This is a genomic window from Kushneria phosphatilytica (assembly GCF_008247605.1).
Classification (GTDB): domain Bacteria; phylum Pseudomonadota; class Gammaproteobacteria; order Pseudomonadales; family Halomonadaceae; genus Kushneria; species Kushneria phosphatilytica.
The window spans coordinates 1,878,540-1,899,059 of the sequence record NZ_CP043420.1 but is presented as its reverse complement, the minus strand read 5'-3'; the positions used below and the strand labels follow the sequence as shown (position 1 = coordinate 1,899,059).

At 54.1% G+C, this 20,520-nt stretch carries 20 protein-coding genes; 2 read left to right on the top strand and 18 right to left on the bottom strand.

The features are described 5' to 3' along the window. Nucleotides 1–5 precede the first annotated feature (5 nt). The 12 genes from fliQ to fliF all read right to left on the bottom strand — a co-directional run bounded on the left by fliQ (nucleotide 6) and on the right by fliF (nucleotide 10,616). Entirely contained in the window at nucleotides 6–275 is a 270-nt protein-coding gene (gene fliQ, locus FY550_RS08695; protein ID WP_070977552.1) for a flagellar biosynthesis protein FliQ, read from the bottom strand. A gap of 49 nt (nucleotides 276–324) precedes the next feature. Next, nucleotides 325–1,050 carry a flagellar type III secretion system pore protein FliP gene (gene fliP / locus FY550_RS08690; protein ID WP_070977897.1) on the bottom strand — a complete coding sequence of 242 codons (726 nt, stop codon included), beginning with the start codon at nucleotides 1,048–1,050 and terminating at the stop codon, nucleotides 325–327. A gap of 47 nt (nucleotides 1,051–1,097) precedes the next feature. Then, nucleotides 1,098–1,451, bottom strand: a complete 354-nt coding sequence (gene fliO / locus FY550_RS08685) for a flagellar biosynthetic protein FliO (RefSeq protein WP_070977896.1) — start codon at nucleotides 1,449–1,451, stop codon at nucleotides 1,098–1,100. A 131-nt stretch (nucleotides 1,452–1,582) separates the two neighbouring features. Continuing rightward, the gene (gene fliN, locus FY550_RS08680; protein WP_070977551.1) at nucleotides 1,583–2,110 is read right to left on the bottom strand and encodes a flagellar motor switch protein FliN; all 528 of its coding nucleotides are present in this window, start codon (nucleotides 2,108–2,110) and stop codon (nucleotides 1,583–1,585) included. Further along, the gene (gene fliM / locus FY550_RS08675) at nucleotides 2,103–3,110 is read right to left on the bottom strand and encodes a flagellar motor switch protein FliM (RefSeq protein ID WP_070977550.1); all 1,008 of its coding nucleotides are present in this window, start codon (nucleotides 3,108–3,110) and stop codon (nucleotides 2,103–2,105) included. Before fliM ends, fliN begins: the two co-directional genes overlap by 8 nt. A 10-nt stretch (nucleotides 3,111–3,120) precedes the next feature. After that, on the bottom strand, nucleotides 3,121–3,663 hold the full coding sequence (gene fliL, locus FY550_RS08670; RefSeq protein ID WP_084388014.1) for a flagellar basal body-associated protein FliL: 543 nt from the start codon (nucleotides 3,661–3,663) through the stop codon (nucleotides 3,121–3,123). 131 nt (nucleotides 3,664–3,794) lie between these two features. Then, entirely contained in the window at nucleotides 3,795–5,249 is a 1,455-nt protein-coding gene (locus FY550_RS08665) for a flagellar hook-length control protein FliK (RefSeq protein WP_070977549.1), read from the bottom strand. A gap of 18 nt (nucleotides 5,250–5,267) precedes the next feature. Beyond that, a complete protein-coding gene (gene fliJ / locus FY550_RS08660; protein ID WP_070977548.1) occupies nucleotides 5,268–5,717 on the bottom strand; it encodes a flagellar export protein FliJ in 450 nt (149 codons plus the stop codon). A 36-nt stretch (nucleotides 5,718–5,753) separates the two neighbouring features. After that, nucleotides 5,754–7,133: a flagellar protein export ATPase FliI gene (gene fliI, locus FY550_RS08655; protein WP_070977547.1), complete on the bottom strand. Its 1,380-nt coding sequence runs from the start codon at nucleotides 7,131–7,133 to the stop codon at nucleotides 5,754–5,756. A 10-nt stretch (nucleotides 7,134–7,143) separates the two neighbouring features. After that, nucleotides 7,144–7,860, bottom strand: a complete 717-nt coding sequence (locus FY550_RS08650) for a flagellar assembly protein FliH (RefSeq protein ID WP_149054481.1) — start codon at nucleotides 7,858–7,860, stop codon at nucleotides 7,144–7,146. Next, entirely contained in the window at nucleotides 7,853–8,857 is a 1,005-nt protein-coding gene (gene fliG, locus FY550_RS08645) for a flagellar motor switch protein FliG (RefSeq protein WP_070977545.1), read from the bottom strand. The genes FY550_RS08650 and fliG overlap by 8 nt, the downstream gene beginning before the upstream one ends. Then, nucleotides 8,844–10,616, bottom strand: a complete 1,773-nt coding sequence (gene fliF, locus FY550_RS08640; RefSeq protein WP_149054480.1) for a flagellar basal-body MS-ring/collar protein FliF — start codon at nucleotides 10,614–10,616, stop codon at nucleotides 8,844–8,846. The genes fliG and fliF overlap by 14 nt, the downstream gene beginning before the upstream one ends. 330 nt (nucleotides 10,617–10,946) lie before the next feature. Here fliF and fliE point away from each other — a divergent pair, with 330 nt between their 5' ends. After that, nucleotides 10,947–11,273, top strand: a complete 327-nt coding sequence (gene fliE, locus FY550_RS08635; RefSeq protein WP_070977544.1) for a flagellar hook-basal body complex protein FliE — start codon at nucleotides 10,947–10,949, stop codon at nucleotides 11,271–11,273. Nucleotides 11,274–11,596: 323 nt separating this feature from the next. Here the strand turns inward: fliE and FY550_RS08630 are convergent, their stop codons facing one another. Continuing rightward, entirely contained in the window at nucleotides 11,597–11,800 is a 204-nt protein-coding gene (locus tag FY550_RS08630; protein ID WP_070977543.1) for a cold-shock protein, read from the bottom strand. A gap of 570 nt (nucleotides 11,801–12,370) precedes the next feature. Between FY550_RS08630 and FY550_RS08625 the strand changes: the two genes are divergently transcribed. Continuing rightward, the gene (locus FY550_RS08625; protein WP_070977542.1) at nucleotides 12,371–12,853 is read left to right on the top strand and encodes a phosphate-starvation-inducible protein PsiE; all 483 of its coding nucleotides are present in this window, start codon (nucleotides 12,371–12,373) and stop codon (nucleotides 12,851–12,853) included. 91 nt (nucleotides 12,854–12,944) lie between these two features. On the opposite strand, the gene FY550_RS08620 is transcribed toward FY550_RS08625, so the two are convergent. From FY550_RS08620 to FY550_RS08600, 5 genes are all read right to left on the bottom strand, one after another. Further along, nucleotides 12,945–13,457 (bottom strand): flagellar protein FlaG, encoded by a 513-nt coding sequence (locus tag FY550_RS08620; RefSeq protein WP_084388013.1) that lies wholly within the window; start codon nucleotides 13,455–13,457, stop codon nucleotides 12,945–12,947. Nucleotides 13,458–13,732: 275 nt separating this feature from the next. Continuing rightward, nucleotides 13,733–14,419: a hypothetical protein gene (locus FY550_RS08615; RefSeq protein WP_070977540.1), complete on the bottom strand. Its 687-nt coding sequence runs from the start codon at nucleotides 14,417–14,419 to the stop codon at nucleotides 13,733–13,735. Nucleotides 14,420–14,494: 75 nt separating this feature from the next. After that, nucleotides 14,495–18,229, bottom strand: coding sequence for an O-linked N-acetylglucosamine transferase family protein (locus FY550_RS08610; protein ID WP_084388012.1), 3,735 nt, complete (start codon nucleotides 18,227–18,229; stop codon nucleotides 14,495–14,497). A 188-nt stretch (nucleotides 18,230–18,417) separates the two neighbouring features. After that, nucleotides 18,418–19,320 (bottom strand): flagellin N-terminal helical domain-containing protein, encoded by a 903-nt coding sequence (locus FY550_RS08605; protein ID WP_149054479.1) that lies wholly within the window; start codon nucleotides 19,318–19,320, stop codon nucleotides 18,418–18,420. 218 nt (nucleotides 19,321–19,538) lie between these two features. Then, nucleotides 19,539–20,441 carry a flagellin N-terminal helical domain-containing protein gene (locus tag FY550_RS08600; RefSeq protein WP_149054478.1) on the bottom strand — a complete coding sequence of 301 codons (903 nt, stop codon included), beginning with the start codon at nucleotides 20,439–20,441 and terminating at the stop codon, nucleotides 19,539–19,541. Nucleotides 20,442–20,520 lie beyond the last annotated feature (79 nt).

Here is a 20,520-nt window from a genome sequence, read left to right as displayed (position 1 = left end):
CAGGATCAGCTGATGATCATCGGCAGATTATGAAACAGCTCACGCGTGAAGTCGGTCAGTGTACCGAGCATCCATTGACCCGCCAGAATGATGGTAAAGAAGACCGCCAGGATCTTGGGAATGAAGGACAGGGTCATTTCGTTGATCTGCGTGGCGGCCTGAAACAGGCTGACCAGCAGACCCACTGCCAAGGCAACCAGTAGTAGCGGCGCGGCAATCATCAAAACCAGTTTCATGGCCTGATAGGCCAGACTCATTACCATTTCCGGTGACATGACAATCTCCTGCCGGTAAGAGAAATATTCTGTGGCCCGAGTGAAGAAATCAGGTCATGAAGCTCTGGGCCAGCGAGCCCATCAACAGTCCCCAGCCGTCCACCAGGACGAACAACATCAGTTTGAAGGGCAGTGAGACAATGGCCGGTGGCACCATCATCATCCCCAGGGCCATCAGTACACTGGCAACGACCAGGTCGATAATCAGAAAGGGTATGAAGACGGTGAACCCGATCTGGAAAGCAGTTTTCAACTCACTGGTGACATAGGCCGGTAGTAATAAACGCATGGGCACATCGTCGGGCCCCTGTAATGGACCGATATCGGCGATTTTGGCAAACATCGCGATATCCTTTTCACGAGTCTGGTGAAGCATGAACTGGCGCATCGGTTGGGCACCACGTTCGATTGCCTGCTGAAAACTGATCTCGCCATTGGACAAGGGCTGATAGGCCGTATCGTAAATCCGCTCGAAAACCGGTGACATGATGAAAAAGGTCAAAAAAAGCGCCATTCCGATCAATACCTGATTGGGCGGCGCGGTCTGCGTCCCCATGGCGCTGCGCAACAGGCCGAGTACGATGATGATGCGAGTAAAACTGGTCATCATCAGCAGTACGGCTGGAATGAAGGCCAGTGACGTAAGAAGTACCAGCAACTCGACCGAGAGCGACCAGGATTCGTTATCGCCGTTGCCGGTTTGCGTGATCAGGCCGGGGAGAGCGGCTGCATGAGCCGAGCCGGCCGATAGCATTGCCAGCAGTGCAATCGCCATGGGCCAGAGTCGGACAGCAGACCGTGTAACAGGAGAGCGTAACGGCATCATCGGTGGCGATCCTGACGATCGAAGCGCTGTGCAAGCACACGCTTGAAACTTTCACTCAGCCCGGGGGGTGCCGAGTCTGCCCCCGGCGTTTCGGGGGGACGAGCCGGCAGGGTATGCAGGGTGCGTACGCTCCCCGGGGCAACACCCAATACCAGCCAGGTATCCTCGACTTCCACCATGACGACCCGCTCGCGCTGGCCAACACTCTGACTGGCTATCACCTTAAGGTGGCGCTGACTTCCCATCAAACGACTACGCCCCAGCCGCCGAATAAGCCAGGTACACAGCCCGATAATGGCCAGCACCACCAACAGACCGCCAGCAGTCTTGCCCATGCCGGCTGCTGACATGTCGGTATCCTGACCCTGCAGGTACCCGCTATTGCCCTGCGCAGGCTGATTCTCGTGCAGAGAGTCTGCCGAGCGGAACGCACTCGATTCCGAATGCGTTCCGTTCAAGGCACGGCTGTCGTGCTGTGTACTCATCGGCTGAGCTTATGAATCCGTTCCGAGGGTGTGATGATGTCGGTGACACGAATGCCGTACTTGTCATCAACCACGACCACTTCACCCTGGGCTACCAGGTAGCCGTTGATCAGGATATTCATGGGCTCGCCAGCCAAACCGTCGAGCTCTACGACCGAGCCCTTCGCCAGGTCGAGCAGTTCGCGGATGGTCAACCGGGTGCGGCCCAGTTCCACCGACAGGGTGACCGGGATTTCCATGATCATATCGAGATCACGGCGCTCCCCGGTCGGGGCTTCTCCGGTCAGCGGTTTGAAAACACTCTCGCTGGCGTCCTGGGTATCGGCCCCGGTATCACTGCTCTCTTCAGCTGCGCCCTGTTCTGCCATGGCTGCTGCCCAGGGATCCTCCTCCGGCGCGCCATGACCTTCTTCGGCTTGCTGTTCGGCAAAGGCATCGGCCCAGTCATCCGCGGCACTGCCCCCGTCCTCGGTCGGATCGGTCTGGCGGTTGTTCTCGTCTTCAGGCTTGTTGGTATCACTCATCGTGCGAATCCCAGTAGGTATCGGGGGAGCGGTGATCGACCAGCTGTTTGACGCGCAGCGCCTTCTGGCCATTCAGGGTGCCATAGTTGCAGGTCATGACAGGCACGCCATCGACCCTGGCGCTGATTTCACCGGGTAGATCAATGGGCAGGACATCACCGACCTGTAGTCGTGCGACCTGTGACATTGTGGTCTCGATCGTGGTGAAATCCGCGATCAGTTCGACACTGGAGCGTTTGACCTCACCAGCCAGCCGTTGCATACGGCTTTTGTCCTCATCCGGATCGTTCTTTTGCAGAGGACCAGTCAACACCTCGCGAATGGGTTCGATCATCGAATAGGGCATGCAGATATGAAAATCGCTGCCGAAAGAGCCGACTTCAACATGGAAGCTGGTATTCACCACCAGCTCATTGGCCGTACTGGTGATATTGGTGAATTTCACCTGCATCTCGCTGCGGTGATATTCCAGCTCGACGGGGTATACCGTCTGCCAGCCCTCGGAATAGCTCTCCAGCGCCAGATCAAGCAGCCGGCGAATAATACGCTGCTCGGTGTGGGTGAACTCCCGGCCTTCAGACTTCGTCAGGAATCGACCATCACCGCCGAACAGATTGTCGACGATCAGGAACACCAGATTGGGTGGAAACACCAGCAGCGCATTGCCGCGCAGGGGTTTCATCGAGATCAGGTTGATATTGGCCGGTACCGGCAGATTTCGCGTGAAATCGCTGTACTTCTGAATCTTGACCGGACCAACGGTAATGTCGGCACTGCGTCTGATCAGGTTGAACAGTGACATGCGAAAACGTCGTGCAAAGCGCTCGTTGATGATATCGAGTGCATGCAGTCGACCTCGGACCACACGCTGCTGGGAAGCAGGGTCGAATGGTCGGATTTTCTTGCCGTCAGCCGTTTCACGGGCGACGGTCTCGTCCTGATCACCGCTGACACCCTTGAGCAGGGCGTCGATCTCTTCCTGCGAAAGCATGTCGTCCATGGGCGTCACATCACTGCACAATAAAATCGGTGAACAGAGCCTGAGTGACCTCGGCCCTTGTCTGGCCATCGTCGAACGGCTGGTCGAATGCCGAGACGATTTCTTTAGCCAGCGCCTGCTTTCCGGAGGCGCTGGTCAGGCTGTCGGCGTCGTGACTGGTCAGCACCATCAGAATGCGGTTGCGGACCTCGGGCATATGAGTGTTGAGTCGCGTAGCGGAGGCATCATCACTGGTCTGCAGGGTGATGCCTGTATACAGCACCCGGCCGCTGTCCTCACCGACATTGACGGTGAACGGCTTGAGTTCCACGAAAACCGGCGCGGGAGGGGGCGCGGGTTTGGTCTCTTCGGTAGTGGCAACAGCGCTATCGCTGCCCCCGAGGAAATACCAGCCACCGGCCACGCCGGCACCGATCGCAATAATCAGTAGCAGTGCAATCAGCCACCAGGCAGGGCGTTTACGGGCAGGAGTTGCCGAAGCATCGGTCATTGTGGCCATCACCAGGGTTCCGAAAAGAGTCAACAGGGCGGTGGGTGGTGCTCGGGTCAACATTGAGGCGTCTCCCGAGCACCGGGTTACCGTCGGCTGCCATGTTACGTTGCGTATCCGACGATGATGGATCAAATAGCGCTATCCAGGGGGGTCAACTCGGTGCTTTGGTTGACCCGGGATGCAAGCACCTTTCAGGCGAACAGGTCGATACCACTGACAGGTCGGCCATTCGATGCATCAATGACAATGGTTTCATCACTGCCACCGAACAGGGCGTTGCCACTGAGGCTACCTGCACGATTGGGTTGACCGGATTGCGAGCCCGATTGCTGCTGTTGTGCTCCCTGATCGCTGACCGAGGTCTGACCCAGTTCGATGCCGCTGGCCGAGAAGGCATCACGCAGCTGTGGCATGGCAGCCTCTACGGCTGCTCGCACATGAGCGTGAGGCGACATGACATGCAGTTGGGCCTGTTGATCGCCCAGTTTGAGACTCAGCTGGAGTTGACCCAGATCCGGTGGGTTGAGATGCAGCTCGGCGCTGCCACCACCCTGATGATTGAGTCGCATCACCTGCTGATTGAAGGCCTGATTCCAGCCTTCTGTCTGTAGCTGAGGGGTCAGCGTGGCGGTCAGCACCGGCTGTGGCGTAGCGCCAGCGGTCTGCATGACGGGCGTCGTGTTCTGGGCCATGAACGCTGTACTCGACCCATCGGCGCCCTGCAGTCCGGTTGCATGCAGGGAGAATCGTCCGCCGGCTGAACCATCGCTGCTATCCAGTGCATTCAACCAGGACGTACGCTGATCACTGCCATTGGCCATGGCAGTGTCAACAGCATTGAGCAATCGGCCATCAGCCTTGAGTTCGCCCTGATGGCCCTTACCCTGGTCACCAGCACTCTGCAGACTGGCAGCCAATGCCTGACGAGACAGTGTGCTGCCACGCTGGTGGTCGTTGCTGCTGTGCTCGCCATGTGCTGACGGTCGGGCAGTAACTTCCTGCTGTGCTCCAGTCAGTGTGGCAAGGACAGCGGAACCATCGATGGAAGTGTCGTCATCGTGCGCTCGACGTTCCTCACCCTTGTCATTGACCGTGCGGGAAGCAGACTGTAGCCGATTATCGTGTCGGCCTGTCATCTCAGTCGCTACATGAGCGTCGTCCGGCAGTTTTTTGATGTGCCTTGCCAATGCAGCCTTGTCGCTGGCATCCGGGCGCGCGTGCTCATGGGCCCGATCGGCAGCGGCAGCGTCTTCGTTTCGGGGCGTGTTTTTGCCTTCATGCCTGGCGGCCAGCTGTTGCAGCGTGCCAGCCGGATCATGAGCATTGCTGCGCGTTTGCTTGCCGGCCGAAGCATGCCGATTCGCAGTAAGCTCATGCGCCGACTGTGGTGTTGTTTCGCCACCGGTATCGCTTTTGCCGGTTGTCGGCTGGTCATGACGAGTGTTGTGCTCGGTCTCGGACCGGGACGTCTTCCTGGCGGAGGCCTGGGTTGTCTCGGCAGTTTTCGCGTCGTTCTTGCTACCGGACTGTTGCTGCTGAGTGAGCATCGCCTTGAAATCGCCTTCGCCACCCGGCTGACCGGAGACGGTCGAGGAGGGCGCGTTGGTGGTTTTGGTCGGGCTGAGTGAAGAAATCGATGTGGTCACACCGGTATTCCCTTAGGTTCAGAAACCACCCATCGCGGCACTGGCGCGACTGGCGAATTCATCGGTTTGGCGCTGCTCACGCCGATTGCTGGCCTGTCGCTCTTCCTCGAGCCGACGGGTAGCCAGAACGTCGTAGGCGTTGACGCGCTGCTGCTGTCGCTGCCAGTCCGTCACGCCCTTTTCGACGCGACCTTCACTGCGATTGACCTGTTGACGCTGATGCTCGATAGCCTGATCCAGCGAGAGCATGAATCGCTGATAGTTCTGCAGTGCCGCCATGCTGATCCCGTTGGCCATGGCCGCTTCGAACTGACGACGATACTCTTCGCGATAATGCTCCAGAGAGTCGAGTTGCTGATGGCTGCGCTGATGCGAGTTGCGCAGTTCTCCCAGCACCTTCGCGGCACCATCACGGTGTTCGCGGGCCAGTTCGATCAGGGTATCCAGTGAAGAGTTACGATTCGACATGTCGTTTGAAACTCACGAAATTGCACTACATGACACTCAGCCGGCGAGCGGTATCAGCTGCCTGAGTTGTTCGAGTGATGTATCGAAATCGGCGCGTTCTGACATGCGTTGCTGCAGAAACCTTTCCAGCTCCGGATAGAGACGAATCGCCTGATCGAGCAGGGGATCGCTGCCGGCGGCATAGGCGCCGACACTGATCAGGTCCCGGTTGCGCTGATAGCGGGACATCATTTGTTTAAAATACTTGATGCGTTCGAAATGTGTTTCATCGATAAGCGCGGTCATGGCCCGGCTAATCGAGGCTTCGATATCGATGGCAGGATAGTGACCGGCTTCTGCCAACCTGCGCGACAGCACAAAGTGACCGTCCAGAATGGCGCGGGCGGCATCGGCAATCGGATCCTGCTGATCATCGCCTTCCGTCAGTACGGTATAAAAGGCCGTGATGGAGCCCTTGCCGGGCGCATCGTTACCGGCGCGTTCGACCAGCGCTGGCAGACGCGCGAATACCGAGGGGGGATAGCCCTTGGTGGCCGGCGGCTCACCGATTGCCAGAGCAATCTCACGCTGGGCCATGGCGTAACGGGTCAGCGAGTCCATGATCAACAGAACATTCTTGCCCTTGTCGCGGAAGTCTTCCGCCAATCGCGTGGCATAGGCGGCGCCCTGCAGGCGGAGCAGCGGTGAATTGTCCGCTGGCGCAGCCACGACCACGGAACGCCGTAGGCCTTCCTCGCCGAGGATGTTCTCGATGAAATCCTTGACCTCACGGCCACGCTCACCAATCAGTCCGACCACGATGATATCGGCCTGGGTATACCGTGCCATCATGCCCAAAAGAACACTCTTGCCGACCCCGGACCCGGCAAACAGGCCAAGCCGTTGCCCACGACCTACTGTCAGCAGGGCATTGATGGCGCGTACTCCAACATCCAGTACTTCTTCTATCGGCGCCCGCTGCAATGGGTTGAGGATGGGCGCGTTAAGCGAGGCGTGATCGGGCTCTTCCAGCGGGCCTCGGCCATCCAGAATTCGCCCGCGAGCATCGACAACCCGGCCCAACAGGCTTTCCCCCACAGGTAGACGCTGGCTGGCGGCCGTGGTATCGCCCGGTCTCGGGTTGGCTGGCCAGACCCGAGCGCCTGGCACCAGGCCGGATGTTTCCACGAGGGGCATCAGAAAAAGCTTGTCGCCGGTAAAGCCGACCACTTCGGCTTCCGCTTCGCCCTGGCCATCGGCGAGTTCGACAATCACGCTGCTGCCCAGGGGCAGCTTAAGACCAATGGCCTCGAGTACCAGGCCGGTCGCCCGAGTCAGCCGTCCTCGCTCACGCCAGGGAGAGACCCGAGCAGCACGACCGGCCGCAACATTGAGCGTACGACGCCAGCGATTGAGCAGGATGGCATCCGTGGTCATGGTCTGTTCCTCAATGCTTGCCGTGGCCGACTGCGTGTCTCAGACGTTCCCAGCGGTCGGTACGACTGCCGTCGATTTCGCGTTGCTCTGTCTCAACGCGACAATCACCCGGCTCCAGTGACTGCTCGGCACGCAGCTGCCAACCGATATCGCTGAGCATATTGCCCAGTTCCCGTTGTACCAGCACCAGATCATCAGGATGCACGCAAAGGGTGGGTGACCCACTCAGCGTCGGTTCGGCTGCAATCAGGGCCTCGATGTCATCGAGAATATGTTCCGGTGCCAGCTCCAGTTGTCTACCTGCAAGTTGACGACCGGTTTCCAGTGCCAGTTCGACCAGGGCATATGCGACATCGTCATCAAGCTGTGAAATGGCGCGTTCGAAATGACGCGCCAAACGTGCCATGGGCTCCAGGGTGGTTTGCAGCTCTTCATCCAGGCGTGCCTGATGATCGGCCAGTGCCTGATCGAGTCCGGCCTGGTAACCCGCCGCGTACCCCTCGCCATGGCCGGTCTCGTAACCACTCGAGTGCCCCTCTTCGAAACCGCGTTCCACTGCCTGCCGCCGGAATTCATCCTCCTTGCGGCGTTGCAGCTCGTCACTGGTTGCCTGAGATTGACGGCCAGCATCAATATCGCCCTGGCGGCGCGACTGGCGTCGCTCAAGCTGACCCATTTCCCAGCGCTGCCAATGGGCGTTGCGATCGTTGTGCGTACGATCAGACATAGGCGTCGTCGCCGCCTCCCAGTGCTACTTCGCCGGCATCCGCCAACCGCTTGACCAGCGTAAGAATATTCTTCTGCTCGGCTTCCACCTGGGAGAGACGAATCGGCCCGCGCATCTGCATGTCTTCGAGCAGCATTTCGGCAGCACGACTGGACATGTTGGCGGTGAAACGATCGCGGACTTCTTCCGGTGCGCCCTTGAGCGCGATAACCAGCGAGTTGGTATCGATATCCTGCAGGATGCGCTTGATACTGCGATCGTCGACATCGGCCAGATTGTCGAAGACAAACATCTCGTCGATGATCTGCTGCGCAATGTTTTCGTCGTAATTGCGTACGCTGTCGAGCACGCTCTCTTCCTGAGTGGAATTCATCAGGTTGAGGATTTCCGCCGCAGTACGAATACCCCCCATCTTGGCGCGCTTGAGATTCTGACCTTCCAGCAGACCGCCCAGCACTTCGGTCAGTTCCTGCAGCGCTGCTGGCTGCACGCCACTGAAGGTCGCAATGCGCATGACCACATCGTTGCGTAAACCATCATCGAACAGTGCGAGAACATCGGAGGCCTGACCACGCTCCAGGTGGACCATGATGGTGGCAATGATCTGCGGATGTTCATCGCGGATCATCTCGGCGACCACACTGGGCTCCATCAGGTTAAGCGCATCGATGCCATTATCCTGATTGGACTCGAAGATATCTTCCAGCAGGCTGGAGGCGCGTTCTTCTCCCATGGCCTTGACCAACACCGCACGGATATGGTCGCTGGAGTGCATGCTGATGGCATCGTACTGGCCCAGTTCCTCGTTGAACTGCTTGATCACCTCACTCATGCGCTCCATCGATACTTGGCCGAGGCTTGCCATGGCCATACCGATCTGCTGGACCTCCCGGGGCGCCAGGCTTTTGAAGACCTCGGCTGCCGTATCTTCATCGAGTGCCATCAGCAGCAGGGCGCTGCGTTCGACCCCGGCTTCATTGAAACTAGTCTTTGCCATTCATCCAGCCTCTGAGAATCATCGCTACCAGACGGGGGTCTTCCTTGGCGCGCTCCTGTGCCTCCGACAGCTGGCTGTCGTAGACCTTGCGCTGCCGCTTGCGGGCCATCTCTGCCATGTTGCGGTTGAATTCGGCTTCATCATCTTCACCGGCTTCGCCGTCTTCATCATCACCTGCAACAGTAGAGAAGGTACCGCTGGCGCCCCCTCCCGCGGTGGCCGGGGCCAGGCTCTCACGCTGGCGATCCAGCAGAGGCTTGATCAGCTTGCGCCAGAGGATAAAGGCCACCAGTGCGATCAGCAGGTATCGACCGAGGGTCATGGCCAGCGAGATCAGCTGCGGATTCTCCCACCAGGCGGGTGCTGCAGGCTGGGGGTCCATCTTTTCACTGAATTCGGCGTTGACGACTTCTACCGAATCACCGCGCTGTTCCGAGTAGCCGACAGCCTCACGCACCAGACGCTGAATTTTCGCCATCTGGTCATCGCTCAGCGGCACCTGGGTCACCTGGCCGTCTTCGCCTGTTTGAGAGCGATAATCTACAACCACACCGACCGAAAGACGTTGAATGCGTCCGGAATCTTCCTGGACATGACGAATGGTGCGATCCAGCTCATAGTTGATGGTTGAGCTGCTGTTGCTTGAACGCGGCATGGCGTTCTGTTGTGCGTTGTTGGCACCATTATTGTTCTGATTATTCTGGTTGTTCCCCTGATTATTATTTCCCTGACCGTTATTGCCATTCTGGCCCTGGCCATTATTCGCATTCTGATTCTGGATCGGGGAAGCTTCCTGAGGCGTCGGCTGATTGCTCAGTGCGCCCGGAACGCCACCGATACCACTGCCGCCCAGCTGGTCACTTTCACTGAGCTGCTTGCTGCGAACGGCAGCCTGATTGGGGTCCTGATTGGGTGCGTATTGTTCTCTGGTATGTTCGGCTCTGGAAAAGTCGATATTGGCAGTGACCTGCGCACGAACGTTCTCACGGCCCACGACGGGAGCCAGAATGGTTTCGATGCGGTTACGCAGATTCTGTTCAATCTGGGCGGTGTATTTGAGCTGTGTGTCGTCAAGCCCGCTACCGCCTTCCGACCCGGCTTGTGAAAGAAGACGTCCGTTCTGATCAACGACCGTGACGGCATCGACCGGCAGATTGGTAACACTCGAAGATACCAGGTGCGCGATGGCACTCACCTGGCCATCCCCCATGGCACGCCCCTGATAGAGTGTCAGGATGACCGAAGCAGTAGGCTGCTTGCGATCACGCACAAACACTGATTCCTGCGGCATGGCCAGGTGCACGCGAGCAGTTTGTACAGCGTCGATCGATTCGATCGAGCGGGCCAGTTCTCCTTCCAGCGCACGTTGATAGTTGACGTGCTCCACGAACTGGCTGACGCCGAAGGACTGGTTGTCCATCAGTTCGAAACCGACGCCGCCTCCCTTGGGGAGCCCTTCACTTGCCAGTGAGAGGCGTACCTGATCGACCTTGTCGGCCGGTACCATGATGGCCTGACCGCCCGAGGTGAGCCGGTAGGGCACCTGCATCTGTTCCAGGCGACTGACAATCGTGCCGCCATCGGCATTGCTCAGATTGGAAAAAAGCACACGGTAATCGGGTGAGCGTGCCCAGAGCAGCAGTGCTACCAGAATGGCTGCCACCGCTGCGACTGCAATGATCAGCGGTAGACGCGGGTTGGCTTTCAATCGCTCAAGCAAGGCTCGAGATGAATTGGCCGTCGCGTTGGCTTCACTCATCGACGGCTTCCTCTTTGAGCGTTAACGGGGCTACGGGACGAACGCTGACGAGCCAGACTGCAATCAGTGATAAGGGGAGCGATCGATTTCACGAAGTGCCTTCCTTGTAGTACCCGCCAAATGGTCAGCTGCGCCTGCACAGGCGCAAAAGTGCTGCTGGCGAAATGGCGCCATTATTCCGGGTACAGTTTTTTTTGAAGGATTGAAAAGCCGACCTTTTCCTTACTATTTGACCGGATCACATTGCGACGACAGGCTATAAGCTCCGTGACACTTGGTTACATCGGGAATTATTTTACCCTGTTCCCGTAACAAACAGCGGAGTGGACCATGGCAGTTGCAGGTGCCGGCCTACAGGCCCTCGTTCAACAGATGCAGCAGGTGGCGCAGCAGGCCGGTGGCCAGCAGCAGGCAGCGCCCGTACAGTCCGATGACATCAGTTTTGCCGGTGAGCTCAAGAATGCCATCGATCGTGTAGATGGCATGAAGAAGGCTGCGGCGGCCAAAACCATGGCTTTCGAACGAGGTGATCCCGGCGTGGAACTCAACGATGTCATGGTCGATATGCAGAAGGCCAGCGTATCTTTCCAGATGGGCATCCAGGTGCGTAATCGACTGATGACGGCGTACAAGGACATCATGAATATGCAGGTGTAATGGCAGTCTCACTCCATGAGAAGCACCGTTGCACTGTTACAAAAGGCCGGGTAATCGCGACTGAAGTCGCTGCTGCAGTCGGGTTTTGCAGAGGTGAGTGTGAGTGGTTGAAATGCCGGTTGGCAGTGGCTCTCCTGCGGACAGGGCTTTAGCCGCGATTGGCTTGCCTTCCGCTTATCGGCTGGCTCGGGTTTTGTAGGAGCGACTTCAGTCGCGATGGTAACTGGCACCTGGATACATCCTGCAGGCACAAAAAACAGGGCCCGCCGAAGCGAGCCCTGTATGCCTTCCCGAATTATCGGACAATCAGTCCGGATAAAGCGTTATTCGGGTTGGATGTTGGAGGCCTGGAGCCCCTTTTTGCCCTGAGTAATCTCGAAGGAAACCTTCTGACCTTCCTGCAGAGACTTGAAGCCGTCCTGCTGGACTTCAGAGAAATGGGCAAAAACGTCATCACCGCCGTCGTTGGGAGCGATGAAGCCATAACCCTTGGCGTCGTTGAACCACTTAACCGTGCCAGTTGCCATATTCGATCTTCCTGCGCGCATCATGCGCTATTCGTACAAAGAGTGCCGGTTCTACCCGGTCGTGCGAGGGTAGGGCAAGACTACTATACAGCGGCACATCGATGATTCGATGACAACCAACCATAGGCCTCTTGCGCCTATCCACGTCCACAGTGGCATTTTTTCCGCCGGGTCGTCAAATCTGTCTTTGGATGTGCATTCCCATGAGACAGCACCGTTAACTCAAGTCAAATCCCGGGCCGGGTCAGGTTCCTGATGGCTGCGCCATTTAACGTAGGAGCGATTTCAGTCGCGAAAATTGCTCAAGTAATACTCACACCAGTTGACTGAACAATAGCTCGGAGCTGCAGCGGCTGGCTGGCCTGCCGATGCAGGATGCACCCTACCTCCTCGGTCGGAATCTGGTGAAGCTACTCCCAGCTTTGTCGATCGAAAAACCGGATAATTATCAGTCAGCAAATGATCGGAAGAAAAAAGTCGTTACGATTGCCATATTGTATGTGCCAAAGTAGGTGCTCAAGAGCCCTTATGGTCTTTCAATCCCCCCTGTTTTCGTAGAGCCGAGTCACGATGCCGAAGAATGACTGGAGTCACCGCCTGCATCAAAGAACCGACCGAATTGGCAAATTGCTGGTAGGTGGTTTTCACTTCATGGCTCTCTTTGCCATAGGCGGCGCGATCGCATGGGGGGCACTGTTTACCTTTCTGGATATGCTGGCCGAAGGTGTACCAGGGGTCGATGATATCCTGTTGCTGTTCATCTACCTGGAACTGGGGGCGATGGTTGGCATCTACTTTCGCACCAATCACATGCCTGTACGGTTTTTGATCTATGTGGCCATTACTGCCCTGACACGAATGATGATCGGCGATATTCAGCACAGTCATCACGACCCGGATATGGGCATCATCTATATCGCCGTCTCTGTACTGCTGCTCTCCATCTCCATTCTGATTGTCCGCTATGGTTCCGCGCGCTTCCCCTCTCATCCGGAGCGCCCGCCTTACACTACGGACAGTGGTGAAAAGGACGACAAGGTGGATGAGCGCTAGATGGCTGAATTGGCCTACCAATAGCTCTTAACGTAGGAGCGACTTCAGTCGCGAATGGTCTGGTTAAAGCATCGCAGCCGTGGCCGAATGATCAAACCATCTCGCTGAATAGCAACCCGGACTCTGCTGCGGCTGGCTGATTGGCCAGACGATGCAGGATTTTCACTACGTCCTCCGCTGGGATCTGACGAATCTGCTTACCGCTTTCGCGATCAATCACGCGGGTGATGACCCGCTCGATGTCACCATCGATCTCGAATTCCACGCCAAACCGATGCAGGGTCTGATTGAGCTGGCCAATGGCTTCATCCAGAGTTTGCCCGGTCGGATTGGCTTTTGTGGTTTTTTCCTTTTCTGTATTGATAACAGTGGCCGATGAGGAGACGTCGGCTGGATCGGTAATAACGGCAGAACGTTGATGTGAAAGCGGTGAGGCAGCCGTTGCTGTCTGAGAAATGTTGGTCATTGCCGAAGCCCCCATAAAGACCCGGGTAACGCTTGTAATAGTATGAGCGTTTACTTTTAGCAGGGCGCAGAAGGTGAGGCTACTGAACAAAAGGCTGGTTTGGGGTATGAAAGGGGGAGAGCCGTCGCCGATTGTCATGCTGTCTCAGGAAAAAGCTTCGCGGGCAAAGCCGCTCCTATAAGATCGGCCCTACCATTTCCTGTGGGAGCGGCTTTGGTTTTGGTCATCCTTGGCCGCTCTTGCCCGCAACTTTAGGCTGGTGTCGAAACCCTCGTTATTTATTTTGTAAGAGTGAAGATCATATAGCGAAAAATATTGTTTAGAATTTTGTTATCATTTTAATGCCGTATGTTTCTAAAAACGCAGTAATTAGATTAATGAGCTTTGGTTGTGTTGATCATAATATGAAAAAATCAGTCTATTTCAAGTAAGCTGTATCGAAAGTTACCTTCTTTAAGGCATGTTTCAATATTTTTAAATAAAAAGCATTGCTCAATAATTTTATAAAGGATCCCCCGCTCTTTGAATGATTTTGCAAGATCATGAGATTGGTTTTTAATGATGAAGCTATACATGTTGCTAGCTATAGGGAAATTCTCCCAATGTTGCCTTTCTACCGTATCGTCACCAAAAAAAGAGAAATAGCTAGTGCTTTGGGAAAAGCTGTTTTCAAGAGAAACATGTTCTATTTTACTTATTTCGCTAATATAGTTTTTCCATCTTGTCTCATTTGGGACTACTGATTTGCATATACTATATTGAGGGGCGAAGCTTATTGAACACTTGGTTTTCAAATGTTTGGAAAACAATATGCCAAGAAATCCGCCCATACTATTTCCGATCGTATAAACTTCTCTGCCTCGAGTATAAGGAGTTAAAAAATCGACAATACCATTAATGTCAAGATTGTTTCCCCAAGATCTTTTTTTGTCGACAATATATATAATATTCCCTATTTTTTCAATATTCTTGAATTCTTCCTTTTGAACATCTATGCCACCTAAAGCATGCCCGACCCCTGTAAAGCAAATGCAGACATGCTTCCCGGGTTTGTTTAAAAGACCTATCTTTAAATCTTCGCTTTCGTGGAGAGTTATCATTGCTGCATACCTTTGATACCCAGTCTCGTTCAAAAATGGTCAAATCTGATTTGAACGAGACTGGACCATATATAGTTATAAGCTATAACTTCTCTGGGTGATGAGATCGCCTAGCTCTTTTTCGATGGCAAAAATGTCGTCACTTTTCAATTTTTTCCTTCCTTTCCCAATTGAAGATGTAAAGGTCGTTTTTTTGACATTTCCATGATGCGCCAAAAGATCCACATCTCCTAAAGCTATTTTCCTGTCTTTATTGTTGCTTCTTTTCGGAACACCGAAAGTTTTTCCTATATTTTTTACTGTTTCTTCAGGTTTGGTAACAAAGTCTTCATACTTTATAAGTACTTGTTGGTTTTTGCCTTTATGTGAAAGCTGTTTTTTCCAGCTAAGGTAGGAGTTTTTCCAGCGTCTGGCAGCTTCTGTAGCATCTGTATAAATTCCTGCTTCCATATAGGAAGAAACGACATCAAATGGATCCCTTTCCATAAAAATGAATTTAGCATTGGGGAAGGCGTTTAAAATATATTCTAGGTTTAATGTGTTTAAAGGGGTTTTATCTCCTAGCCATTTTGGAGATATGCCTTGCTGTGCTGCAAGCCAATTATAAAGTCTTATAACAAGCCTTGAAAAATTTCTTTCACTTTCAGGCCAAGTAATCGCTTTTTTCTTAAAAGATGAAATGTCGTTAACACCAAAAGCCTCAAAATCTTTTTGTGACTTAAAGGTGTTCAGGAAATCTTGTACTATATGTGGCCACTCAGTGTTGCTCATTCTCAAAAAATGATGAATTTGAGTGCCAAGAACATAGTTCTCAGGTGGTATAAATACATCCAAATGTTCCATAAGCAATTTTCGCATAAGTGTATTGCCTGAACGACCACAGCCGATAATGAAAAGAAAGTTTTCATCCTTATAGTTGGTGAGTGGGTGTTGTCTTTGACCACTTTTATTTTTTTTGTCAAAAATTGAACCGTAGTGCCCTATCAGAGAACTAAGCTTCTCGTCATTACCTGCATCAAGCACATTATGGTGCCATAAAGTTTCAAGCTGACTTTCAGGCCAAGTCGTAAAGGGAGGCTGCCCACCCGTAACTCTGAAAGTTGCGTTATTGAGCCTGCACATCCAATAAAGCCACACATCATCCGCATCTGGGGATAGCTTTTCAAAAATCTCTCTTTTTCTGACATCAGGATGAAATATGTTGGGCGGAAATAGTGTTCCATAGCCTGTGGTTGGAAAAATAAGTTCAGAGGCTGTTTGGCTATTGGAATACTCCCATTCCCACATTTTATAGGGTGCTGGACTACCATTCTTGTCAAGAACGATCTTGTGGGCTCTGTGAGCGACAACCTCTTTTTCATGTCTATAAGAGCCCGTTAGCTCTTCTAGCCAAGTAGGTTTGTAATAAAGGTCGTCGTCTGCAGTAACGATGAAGCAATCTTTATAATATTCTAGTGCTGGGATTATCTTTTTATAAGAGCGTAAATCTTCACAGAAACGAATTTCAATACCTCTGTTTTCAAAAGAGCGTATATTTCCATCTAAACATTCTCTATCTTCATGAGCGATCCAGAGGACAATGTGATCTGCTTTTATGGTTTGTGATAACAGGGCCTGCAAGGTGAAAGGTAGCGTCGAAAAGCGCTTCGGGTAGGAAGTAAGTGATACTATTAAAGGAGCAGGTAAGTCATGTGATTTCTTGTTGGCCGGATTGTTGCTCAATAATATATTGAAAGAGACTTGTGCCCATTGGGATTGCAAAGATTGAGTAATATGTGCATCAATAGCCGTAATGCCCTCTGTACTAGGCTTCTGAATGCTTACAGCAGTCTTCTCGTTATCAAAATAAGCACTACCTTCTGAATTCAGGCTCAAGGCAGCAGGTTTTTTGCTTTCACAGTGCCGTTGCCATACAGCCCGCATGGCTGTCGAAAAATGTTTGCCGAACTTTTCTGCATCACAAACCGGCGATTGCATCAGGAACTGACGCAGGCAAGCCCGGATAACACTCAGATTGGGTATATCGGAGGCCAACTCAATGACACGCTGACGGTATTCATCCCAGCTCCCGGTAACCAACTCCGACATTCCTGCATTGATAAGATGCGTTGCTGAATGTCGTCCAGCAAAGGTTGGGCCAGGGTAGGTGACTACCGGAACACCCATCATGAAAGCTTCACAGGTTGTCAGCCCGCCCGAGTAAGGCCAGGTATCGAGCGCAATATCGACCTTATTGTAAGCTTCAAGCAGTTGGCGATGGTTAGAGGGCCCTTCAAGGAGCAGGCGTTCAGCCGAAATACCGTGTTCATGCATGATAGTGCGAATGCGATCACAGTAATCCTGACTGTCATATTGCCCGCTTTTCAGGAATAATCGACTGTTGGGCAGTTCGTGCATCAGTTTTGCCCATTCACCTAACAATTCCGGATTAATCTTGGCTGGGTTGTTAAAGCAGCCCAATGTGATATAGCCATTGCTCATGGCGGGCAGGGCCGTAATGGGCGGTGCGTCCGGGGCGGGGAGATAGCAGATGTAGTCGTTTGGCATACGAATCAGTTTTTCCGTATACCAGTCATCTACGCCTTCAGGAGTCTCAATATTATCTGAAATCAGATAATCGAAACTTGAAAGCCCCATAGTGTTAATTAAACCACCTACCCATTTTATAATAAGCGGCGCTGGTTTATAAGACATGGTACGCAGTCGGCTGCCTTCACCATAGCCGGAAAGATCCAGCAGGATATCAATGCCATCCTGATGAATACGGTCGGCGAGTTCATCCTGTTCGAGATGGCGCACCAGATTCCAGGATGTGGCTACTTTTTTCAGGCGCTGAGTCAGGTCGTCGTCGGCATTATTGGTACTATAAAAATGTAGCTCGAAGCCGGGATTCAAACGTTCCAGGCCCGTCAGAATCATTTGTCCTACCGGGTGCATACGAAACCCGGACGACACCATGCCAAGGCGGATGACCTTGTTGGCTACTGCACTACTGGAAGCATGCTGATATTGATCAGGCTGGCTGGGAAATTGATTTTCCCACTGCTTGATAGTGTCAAGGATATTTTCCGAGCTGACGTCCGGATTATAATGCATGCAGACCAACAGGTTGGAAAAAGCTACATCGAAATCCGCATCCAGTGCCATTGCCTTTCGGTAGGCTGCTTCTGCCTGATCGAACTGCCCCAGATCCTTGTAGAGATTGGCAATCTCGTTTTGAACAAAAGGGTTGTCAGGATCAACTCTGACCAACTCCTGAACAATATTTAGGGCTTCCTGATAATGGCGTCGCTTGGTCTGAATATGGCCGCGAATAAAGAGGCAAGCGGTTTTCTCATAACCGAGTTCCTCCGCTTTTAAAGCATGCTCCAGTGCTTCTTTATCCAGGTCGCTTTCGGTCAGAATTTCGGCCACAGTAAAATGGCCCTGAGCAAAACCGGGTTCCAGGGCAATCGCTTCTCGAGCATAGCCTAATGCCTTTTGAGGCTCGCCCAGATCATACCAGGCTCGGGCCATCAAGTGTTGGGTTTGCGCGTCATTTGCCTTGATGTCCAGTGAGCGTTGTAATGTTTCCTGAGCTTTTTTGATATGACCATTCTTGTGCAGGCAGCTTCCCAGCACTTTCCAACCAAAAGCATCATGTGGGTAGCGCTGAGTTAGAGTTTCTGCATAGCGTTCTGCTGCTGAAAAGTTTCTGGACTCGTAAATCCCCAGAAGTTTTTTCTGCTCGTGCGGTGGCAGCATAGCCGCAGAATTGGAAGCATTATGCTTTGAACGATTTGAGGATCGTTTTTGCTTGCGAGCGCTCATGAATATACCTGCTGACTCTGAGAGTAGGACCTGAAGCCATTCTAGAGTCACTCGGCATCGCGAAGCGTTTGAATAGAAGCCGTTAGCCGTTCCAATCCGGCATTTTAGAGGGCAGGGTGACCAGACAATAAAAAGGCCGGCATAAGCCGGCCTTGAGCACTACCCGAAAGGGAAGGGTATGAAAGCGATCAGCGGAGCAGCGAGAGCACGCTTTGGCTGGTCTGATTGGCCTGTGCCAGAACCGAGGTGCCAGCCTGCTGCAGGATCTGTGCCTTGGACATGTTCGACACTTCAGTGGCGTAGTCCGCATCCTCGATCCGCGAACGGGCAGAACTCAGGTTGGTCGAGGTGGTGTTGATGTTCTCGATGGCCGATTCGAAGCGGTTCTGCACGGCACCCAGATCACTACGGTTGTTGTCGACCGACTTCAGCTTGTCGTCCAGTGTGGCCAGAGCGCCGGAGCTCAGGACGTCAAAGCCGTTGGTTTTAACATTCCGATCGGCGGCAGTAATGTTGGCGTTACCGGCACCGCTGGCTGCGGAACTTGTGTACATGTTCCATCCAGAACCGCCGGTGCTGCCCACGGCGCCCTCGGACTGACCGATGTTGATGCTGATGGTTTCGCCATCGTTGGCACCTACCTGGATGCTGAACGAGGTACCAGCAGAGGCGCTGCTGAACACTTCCGTGCCGTTAAAGGAAGTGTCGGTCGTGACGCGGTTGATCTCTTCCAGACGCTGGTTGACTTCCTTCTGGATGGAGTCGATGTCGCTGGCGGAGTTGGTGCCGTTCTGGGCCTGAACGGTCAGTTCACGGATGCGCTGCAGGTTGTCGTTGACCTGATCCAGGGCGCCTTCGGCGGTCTGGGCCAGCGAGATACCGTCGTTGGCGTTGCGGCTGGCCTGGTTGAGCCCGGTGACCTGGGAGGTCATGCGGTTGGCGATGGCCTGGCCGGCGGCATCGTCCTTGGCACTGTTGATGCGCGAGCCGGAGGAGAGACGCTCGATTGCCGTGTTGAGCGAGTTCTGGGACTTGTTCAGGTTCTGCTGAGCCATCAGCGACAGCGAGTTGGTATTGACGACCATTGCCATGGTTGCGATTCCCTATTGCGTTTCAAAAGGAAGCGGCGTGTTTCGCCGGTATTCGCGGCACTGCCTGCCGCCTGATTCAATTATCGGTCGCTTACGGTGATTCTTTAGTGCCTGTCATCATTTCTTTTTTGTTCAATATATTGTGGTGCTACCCAACGGAAAAAGGCCGGCATAAGCCGGCCTTGAGCACTACCCGAAAGGAAAGGGTATGACAGCGATCAGCGGAGCAGCGAGAGCACGCTCTGGGTGGTCTGGTTGGCCTGGGCCAGTACTGAGGTGCCGGCCTGCTGCAGGATCTGCGCCTTGGACATGTTCGACACTTCGGTGGCGTAGTCGGCATCTTCGATCCGTGAGCGAGCAGAGCTCAGGTTGGTCGAGGTGGTGTTGATGTTTTCGATAGCCGATTCGAAGCGATTCTGCACGGCACCCAGATCACTGCGGTTGTTGTCGACCGACTTCAGCTTGTCGTCCAGTGTGGCCAGAGCGCCGGAGCTCAGGACGTCAAAGCCGTTGGTTTTAACATTCCGATCGGCGGCAGTAATGTTGGCGTTACCGGCACCGCTGGCTGCGGAACTTGTGTACATGTTCCATCCAGAACCGCCGGTGCTGCCCACGGCGCCCTCGGACTGACCGATGTTGATGCTGATGGTTTCGCCATCGTTGGCACCTACCTGGATGCTGAACGAGGTACCAGCAGAGGCGCTGCTGAACACTTCCGTGCCGTTAAAGGAAGTGTCGGTCGTGACGCGGTTGATCTCTTCCAGACGCTGGTTGACTTCCTTCTGGATGGAGTCGATGTCGCTGGCGGAGTTGGTGCCGTTCTGGGCCTGAACGGTCAGTTCACGGATGCGCTGCAGGTTGTCGTTGACCTGATCCAGGGCGCCTTCGGCGGTCTGGGCCAGCGAGATACCGTCGTTGGCGTTGCGGCTGGCCTGGTTGAGCCCGGTGACCTGGGAGGTCATGCGGTTGGCGATGGCCTGGCCGGCGGCATCGTCCTTGGCACTGTTGATGCGCGAGCCGGAGGAGAGACGCTCGATTGCCGTGTTGAGCTGGTTCTGGGACTTGTTCAGGTTCTGCTGAGCCATCAGCGACAGCGAGTTGGTATTGACGACCATTGCCATGGTTGCGATTCCCTATTGCGTTTCAAAAGGAAGCGGCGTATTTCGCCGGTATTCGCGGCACTGCCTGCCGCCTGATTCA

Excerpts from the sequence above, each read along its gene's own strand:
- fliQ (WP_070977552.1), bottom strand. The coding sequence starts at position 275 with ATGTCACCGGAAATGGTAATGAGTCTGGCCTATCAGGCCATGAAACTG.
- fliP (WP_070977897.1), bottom strand. The coding sequence starts at position 1,050 with ATGGCGATTGCACTGCTGGCAATGCTATCGGCCGGCTCGGCTCATGCA.
- fliO (WP_070977896.1), bottom strand. The coding sequence starts at position 1,451 with ATGTCAGCAGCCGGCATGGGCAAGACTGCTGGCGGTCTGTTGGTGGTG.
- fliN (WP_070977551.1), bottom strand. The coding sequence starts at position 2,110 with ATGAGTGATACCAACAAGCCTGAAGACGAGAACAACCGCCAGACCGAT.
- fliM (WP_070977550.1), bottom strand. The coding sequence starts at position 3,110 with ATGGACGACATGCTTTCGCAGGAAGAGATCGACGCCCTGCTCAAGGGT.
- fliL (WP_084388014.1), bottom strand. The coding sequence starts at position 3,663 with ATGTTGACCCGAGCACCACCCACCGCCCTGTTGACTCTTTTCGGAACC.
- fliJ (WP_070977548.1), bottom strand. The coding sequence starts at position 5,717 with ATGTCGAATCGTAACTCTTCACTGGATACCCTGATCGAACTGGCCCGC.
- fliI (WP_070977547.1), bottom strand. The coding sequence starts at position 7,133 with ATGACCACGGATGCCATCCTGCTCAATCGCTGGCGTCGTACGCTCAAT.
- FY550_RS08650 (WP_149054481.1), bottom strand. The coding sequence starts at position 7,860 with ATGTCTGATCGTACGCACAACGATCGCAACGCCCATTGGCAGCGCTGG.
- fliG (WP_070977545.1), bottom strand. The coding sequence starts at position 8,857 with ATGGCAAAGACTAGTTTCAATGAAGCCGGGGTCGAACGCAGCGCCCTG.
- fliF (WP_149054480.1), bottom strand. The coding sequence starts at position 10,616 with ATGAGTGAAGCCAACGCGACGGCCAATTCATCTCGAGCCTTGCTTGAG.
- fliE (WP_070977544.1), top strand. The coding sequence starts at position 10,947 with ATGGCAGTTGCAGGTGCCGGCCTACAGGCCCTCGTTCAACAGATGCAG.
- FY550_RS08630 (WP_070977543.1), bottom strand. The coding sequence starts at position 11,800 with ATGGCAACTGGCACGGTTAAGTGGTTCAACGACGCCAAGGGTTATGGC.
- FY550_RS08625 (WP_070977542.1), top strand. The coding sequence starts at position 12,371 with ATGCCGAAGAATGACTGGAGTCACCGCCTGCATCAAAGAACCGACCGA.
- FY550_RS08620 (WP_084388013.1), bottom strand. The coding sequence starts at position 13,457 with ATGACAATCGGCGACGGCTCTCCCCCTTTCATACCCCAAACCAGCCTT.
- FY550_RS08615 (WP_070977540.1), bottom strand. The coding sequence starts at position 14,419 with ATGATAACTCTCCACGAAAGCGAAGATTTAAAGATAGGTCTTTTAAAC.
- FY550_RS08610 (WP_084388012.1), bottom strand. The coding sequence starts at position 18,229 with ATGAGCGCTCGCAAGCAAAAACGATCCTCAAATCGTTCAAAGCATAAT.
- FY550_RS08605 (WP_149054479.1), bottom strand. The coding sequence starts at position 19,320 with ATGGCAATGGTCGTCAATACCAACTCGCTGTCGCTGATGGCTCAGCAG.
- FY550_RS08600 (WP_149054478.1), bottom strand. The coding sequence starts at position 20,441 with ATGGCAATGGTCGTCAATACCAACTCGCTGTCGCTGATGGCTCAGCAG.